The sequence below is a fragment of the Leptospira chreensis genome, assembly GCF_016919165.1.
Classification (GTDB): Bacteria; Spirochaetota; Leptospiria; order Leptospirales; family Leptospiraceae; genus Leptospira_A; species Leptospira_A chreensis.
The window spans coordinates 1-6,027 of record NZ_JAFFPS010000076.1; the positions used below are offsets into that span (position 1 = coordinate 1).

Genomic DNA, 6,027 nt, shown 5'->3' on the forward strand with positions numbered 1-6,027 from the left:
GCTAGGCAAACAAAGTTTGCTCCGCGAATGTCGCCTGCTCGCTCCCTACGGGTCGCTGCGCAGGATTGCGGGTTAAAAATTAATTCCTTTCTATATAAATAAATTCTTTGATCGCAAATTTATAAGTATAACTAGATTCATTCGTTTGCGAAATGGGTGAGGCTTCCGTAAGAAGCCGAAGCCTGCTAGGATTTTTCTGAAAGAAAAATAGGGTGGTGTATAGCAATGGATAGAGCAAGGCTCGGACACTCGCCCGCGGAGCGGAAAAGCGAGTGGGGGTGGAAGTAGGACATCGCCTATGTTTGTTCTAATTTTTAACGAAAGCGTGGACTTAGGTTCACGCTTTTTTTATTTCTGGACGCGTAGTTTTTGCCGGCTGCTGTCCGCGACTATTCGCTAGGCAAACAAAGTTTGCTCCGCGAATGTCGCCTGCTCGCTCCCTACGGGTCGCTGCGCAGGATTGCGGGTTAAAGTTGATCCTGTTTATATAAATTAAACCACCACCAATTCTTAGCGTCTACTCGGAACTAATTGTTCGCGAAATGGGTTGGGCTTGTTGTAAGGAGCTGAAGTTTCTTAATTACTATAGACTATTTTTTAGTTGATTGGGATATTGGCAAGTTTTATCATTTATCTATGGTATTAGATGGAATATTCGGAAACAAAACTGCCTCTAGAGTTTTATTGCACCTATACCACTATACAGAAATTCATTCTGCTGCAATTGCACAAGATTATGATACTGCAGTTACACCTATACGACTACAGTTAGAAAGGTTCGAAAAAGTAGGTATCATTGTTGCTAAAAATGTGGGAAGGACTAGACTTTTTTCATTTAATAACAAATCTCCTTTTGTTAAACCAATTAAGAATATTTTAGCTATTTTTTATGAATCGTTATCGATGGAAGAAAAAGAAAAAATATTCTCAACAAGAAGAAGGCCAAGACAGAAAGGAAAACCAATTTATGGAAGAGCCTGATTGGCCTGTTGTTAACGAAGAAGATTTATGGAAATTTGTTGGATGGCACCTTGCAAATAGAGGTGTTCAGTCTGTTCTAGATCGTTTGATTTAAACAAAGTTAAAGAATGGTGTTTGAATGAAGGTGAAAATGGAAAAGAAGCTTATCGAGAATTTCTCCATCTTTTTAATCTTAAATAATAGATAGGGATTTCACATAACAACATGAAAACAAAATCTATCCTACATCCCCCCACATCTCACCCCATATCCACCGAAGAACTCACTGTCACTTTAAATAATTGAAACACGTCCATTCCTTCCGGTAGTACTAAATGATTGTCGATGGCAAGAGAAGCAATGCCATGGACTGTCGCCCAAGCACCAAGAGCTTTGGCATGAGCTAATTCTTTACTTGTGCGTTCACTGGCAAAGGCAGCATAGAGCAAACGAAAAGGGCGCTGGGAACTCATCCATATTTCTTTGTCCGCTGGCTCCGATGTCGATTTTTTATCTAAATCAATTTGGTTTAACATGAGGCGGTAAAGGTTTGGGTTCCCCATAGCAAACCGAATGTATTCCACACCATAATGATAGGCCAGGGAGCGGCCACGGACTTTCGGATTTTCCTTCTGTGCGACAAGCATATTGTCAGCCAACTCATCATACCCAGAAGCGGCTACCGCCTGAAGTAATTCCTGTTTTCCTTTGAAATGTGCATAAGGTGCCATATGGGTTACACCAATCGCTGCGGCAATGGAACGCAGAGAGAGTGCTTCGAGTCCTTGGTTTTGCAATAGAGTGCGAGCGGCCTGTATGAGGGCGGGGCGAAGGTCACCGTGATGGTAGGGACTTAGTTGTTTGCTCTGACTTTGTTTCTTCTCGGCCATTACAACCTATAAGACCTGCTCAGCAGACCGGTAAAGTCTTTTCGGGAGGGATCCTAAAAGTTGAGGATCTTGGGTTTACCGTCCCTTGCGGAACCTATTTTTTTAAAGGAAAGGGCAGAAAAATGTTTGCAATCTTTACAGTGTAAAGATTGGCTTGGTGGAAAGGGATTCCCCTTTGGGAGAACAGAATGTCTCATTATGATACAGTTGTCATTGGTGCCGGTAACGCTGGTTTGATGGCAGCCACTCGGTTGCAACGCGAAGGTTCAAAAACTTTGTTATTGGAGAGGCACAATGTTCCTGGGGGATGTGCTACTTCTTTTGTGCGAGGAGACTTTGAATTTGAAGTAGCCTTACACCAACTGAGCGGTGTCGGAACAGAATCAAGTCCCTTCATCATGCGTCGCGTTTTCGAAGAACTTGGAGTTCTTGATAAGATCGAACTTGTACAAGAAGAAGAACTTTATCGTATTGTGATGCCCGGTCGGTTGGATGTTACCTTACCCGCCGATTGGAAGGAACTACAGAACCATCTGAAAAATCTTTTCCCTGAAGAAGAAGATTCGATTGAAAGGTTTTTTGCTCTGAGTGAAGCCGTGGTTAATGAATATTATTTTGTTCTACCTAGGGCTCGTTTAACAAACGATGAAGAAAAATTACGAATCAAATGTCCTAATTTTGCAGCCTATGGTCTACGTTCGACAACTGATGTTTTAAACGAGTTTTTTTCCAATGATGACTTAATGAATGTCATTACACCATATTGGAGTTATGTGGGAATTCCTACAACGGATCTGGTCTTTGCCGAATTTATCGGGATGCTTTATTTTTACTGTGTGTATAAACCTTGGCATATCAAAGGTGGATCTCAAATGCTTTCGAGTGCTCTTCTTTCTTCCTTTGAAGAAGCAGGAGGAGAGGTAAGGTTCCACTGCGCTGCAGAAAAAATTTTAACGGAGAATGGGGCCGTCACTGCGGTTCTTTTGGAAACAGGAGAAACTGTGACTTGTAATGCCGTTGTCTCTAACGCAAGTCCTCTCATTACTTATCATGAAATGCTTGATCTGGAAACTCCGCCTTCTTCTGTATTACAGGATTTTAAGTCTAGGAGGATGGGTGTTTCTGCCGTTTGTCTATATCTTGGTTTAGATTGTTCCCCTGAAGAACTTGGATTCACAACAGCCTCTACCTTTGTCATGACAACTTCCAATGCAGAAGTTACGGAAGAGCGAATGTATACTTTAGATGCTCCGGATTGGGGTATGGTCACTTGTTATAACTTTATTGATGAGGAACTAGCACCTAAAGGGAAAGCAGTTGTTACTCTTGTTGCCTTACAATACGGGGAGGCATGGAAAGATGTCCCTCCAGAAAGTTATATTCCCACAAAATATGAGTTTGGTGATAAACTCATCACACTAGTCGAACAAGCTTATCCGAAAATTAGAGAACATATCGAAAAAGCGGAAGTAGCAACTCCTATGACGATGATGCGTTACTTGAATACTCCTGGGGGTGCCATTTATGGATTCAAACAGACCTTACAAGATGGTTCCCTTATGCGCGAATCTTTAGATGCCATTGATGGCCTTTACTCTGCGAGCAGTTGGACGAGTATGGGCGGATTCCAACCCACCTATTTGAATGGATACAACACGGCACGAAAGATACTCAAACGATTCAAAGCACAGCGCAAATCAGTAAGTAACTCTCACTAAAATAAAATAACAAACAAAGTGTTTGTTAAGATGATGATCACCCATTGGGAAGGAAGATAGAAATATGTCAGGTAACAATCTTGAGTTAGAAGCAAACGTTTTCAATTCCGTCGTAGGATTTAGAGAAGCAGTGACAAAAAAAGAAGAGATGGAAAGTAATGGTTCCAACTTTAAGGAACAAAAAGGTCTCGTTCGTCGAACCATTAATAGCCTTCACCCGAAACGTCTCCGTTTACGTGTCAAAAACATTCGAATTGATACTCCATCCACAAAAACCCTTGTGATGGTTTCGGTTGACGGAAAAAATTTACCTCCGTTTCAAGCAGGTCAATACATCAATTTATTTGTTTCCCTTTCTGGAGTTTCGACGGCAAGACCGTATTCGATTTCTTCTTCACCAACGGATCTCAGTTCCTATGAATTGACCATCAAACGAGCCGAAGGTGGATTTGTGAGTCCTTATTTATTGGATGATGTAGAAATGGATCAGGTGTTTGAAAGTACAGGGCCTATGGGTTCGTTTCATCATAACCCTTTATTCCATGGTTTTGATTTAGTATTTATTGCAGGTGGATCCGGGATTGCTCCAGCAATGAGTATGTTAAAAGCAATGTTAGCATCATCCGAACCGTTTCGATACCATATCATTTATTCCAATAGTTATGAAAATGATGTCATCTTTATTGATGAACTAAGGGACTTGGCGGCCGCTCACGATCGTTTTCTTTTGACTGAGTTTTTATCGCGTGAAACAAGTACTGAATACAAAGGATATCGTGGACGATTGAGTCTCCCCGTATTACAAACATTACTTCCCAATGCACCATCTAAGATGTATTATGTCTGTGGCCCGACTCCTTTTAATGAACATTGTGCACAACTGCTTTCTGAACTTGGTGTCAAATCAGGCCGTATTCTGATCGAAAGTAATGGACCACCGAAAATGCCAGAGCGGATGCCGGCTTGGCCGAAGTCGGTTCTTCCTGAGGACGAGGTAACGATCAAAGTAGGAAACAATTCCTTCCAAGCAAAGGTGGGAGAGCCTCTTTTGAATAGTTTAGAACGAAATGGATGTTTTACAGAGAATGCTTGTCGTTCGGGAGAGTGTAGTCTTTGCCGGGTAAAACTTAAATCGGGAGAGGTCTTTAGTCCACCAGAAGCAAAGATTCGTAAGTCTGACAAAAAGTTTGGTTGGATCCATTCCTGTGTTGCTTTTCCTACAACAGATATAGAGATTCAGTTATAAGCATGGCAACTAAAGGCAAACCCAAGCAATCGAGTGAAAGATGATTGGGACATAGATTGCTCTAAAAAAGAACAAATAGTCTATAAATTTTCCTTGAGTCAACCCTCTGTCAGTTGTTATTGGTGGTAGAGGTAATTCAAATAATGAAACGTAATATCGTTTTTTTTCTGATGGTTATATCTTTATTTGCCGGGTCTTTGTCTGCACAAGGCAAAGTTGAAGGAAACACCGTACGATTCAAGGGTGCTTTATTTTTTGGGAGCCTTCGTTCCGATTTAGAAAAGAGAAATTTTTATAGTGACATCGTTGGTTTGGAATACAACCAAGATTGGAAAAACAACCGTGGAATGACTCTTATCAATGATTTGGGTTTTGATTATTTTCATTCCTTAAACGCAGGAATTCTGAGTAATGTTTTTGTCGGTTTGCATATCAACCGATTTGGTCGCGGTTATGAATGGAATTCTTATTATGCAAATGGACTAGGAATCAAAGAAGCAGACTACCGTTTGCTTTATTCAGATATCAATTTAGGTGTTACACTCTTTCCTGTTTCCAATTTCAGAATCCTACCTAAGTATGTGATCCGTAGTATGGGCCAAGCTTTGGAAGGAAGTTATTTGGGACTTGGCGCACCAAGTTACTTAGGCCAAGATACAAAAAATGCAACAGGAACTTCTGGCCTTCTTGGGGTAGGGTTCGAATTTGATTTGAATGATCGTGCAACACTATTTGCTGACTTTCTTTTGTTTGGTCCTTTCCTCTTAAATTCAGCTGGTACTTACAATTCAGAACAGTTTAGAATTTATAACAATGGTGTTGTCTTAAACTACGCTAGCGGTGGTTATACGTTCTATTCTGAAAAGATTAGTTTCGGTGGAAGTATTATCGTTGTACCTAAACTTCGATTGTTTGCTAGTTTTGAAAGCGAACGTATGACAGCAAAATCGCAAAGTCCCATTGCCTTTAGTGTGAGTGAAAATGGAATCAGCAGTATTGGAACCTTAATGGAATTTGTATCTGCGACGGCGGAACACAATATCCTCGTTTCCGGTGTAAAATTTGGTGTGACTTACGATTTAAATATGTAAATTTTCTTCTAAATGTACTTGCAAATCCGGTGCACTTGGAAGTAATGGTAATTACTCCTGGTGATTATGGAGAGAAGGCCATACCCGTTCCCATTCCGAACACGGAAGTCAAGCTTCTCATC

5 protein-coding genes and 1 rRNA gene are annotated in these 6,027 nt (G+C 40.9%); 5 read left to right on the forward strand and 1 reads right to left on the reverse strand.

Features of this window, described 5'->3' with window-relative positions; genetic code table 11:
* Positions 1–636 precede the first annotated feature (636 nt).
* Positions 637–981 carry an ArsR family transcriptional regulator gene (locus JWG41_RS20410; RefSeq protein ID WP_205271480.1) on the forward strand — a complete coding sequence of 115 codons (345 nt, stop codon included), beginning with the start codon at positions 637–639 and terminating at the stop codon, positions 979–981.
* 239 nt (positions 982–1,220) lie between these two features.
* On the opposite strand, the gene JWG41_RS20415 is transcribed toward JWG41_RS20410, so the two are convergent.
* Complete coding sequence (locus tag JWG41_RS20415) at positions 1,221–1,850, reverse strand: TetR/AcrR family transcriptional regulator (RefSeq protein WP_205271481.1); 630 nt, start codon at positions 1,848–1,850, stop codon at positions 1,221–1,223.
* A gap of 188 nt (positions 1,851–2,038) precedes the next feature.
* On the opposite strand from JWG41_RS20415, the gene JWG41_RS20420 reads away from it, so the two are divergent.
* The 4 genes from JWG41_RS20420 to rrf form a co-directional block, all read left to right on the forward strand.
* Positions 2,039–3,568 carry a phytoene desaturase family protein gene (locus tag JWG41_RS20420; RefSeq protein WP_205271482.1) on the forward strand — a complete coding sequence of 510 codons (1,530 nt, stop codon included), beginning with the start codon at positions 2,039–2,041 and terminating at the stop codon, positions 3,566–3,568.
* 64 nt (positions 3,569–3,632) lie between these two features.
* The gene (locus tag JWG41_RS20425; protein ID WP_205271483.1) at positions 3,633–4,814 is read left to right on the forward strand and encodes a 2Fe-2S iron-sulfur cluster-binding protein; all 1,182 of its coding nucleotides are present in this window, start codon (positions 3,633–3,635) and stop codon (positions 4,812–4,814) included.
* A gap of 143 nt (positions 4,815–4,957) precedes the next feature.
* Positions 4,958–5,905, forward strand: a complete 948-nt coding sequence (locus tag JWG41_RS20430; protein ID WP_205271484.1) for a hypothetical protein — start codon at positions 4,958–4,960, stop codon at positions 5,903–5,905.
* Between the two features lie 56 nt (positions 5,906–5,961).
* Positions 5,962–6,027 (forward strand): 5S ribosomal RNA (gene rrf, locus JWG41_RS20435); the annotation flags it as partial.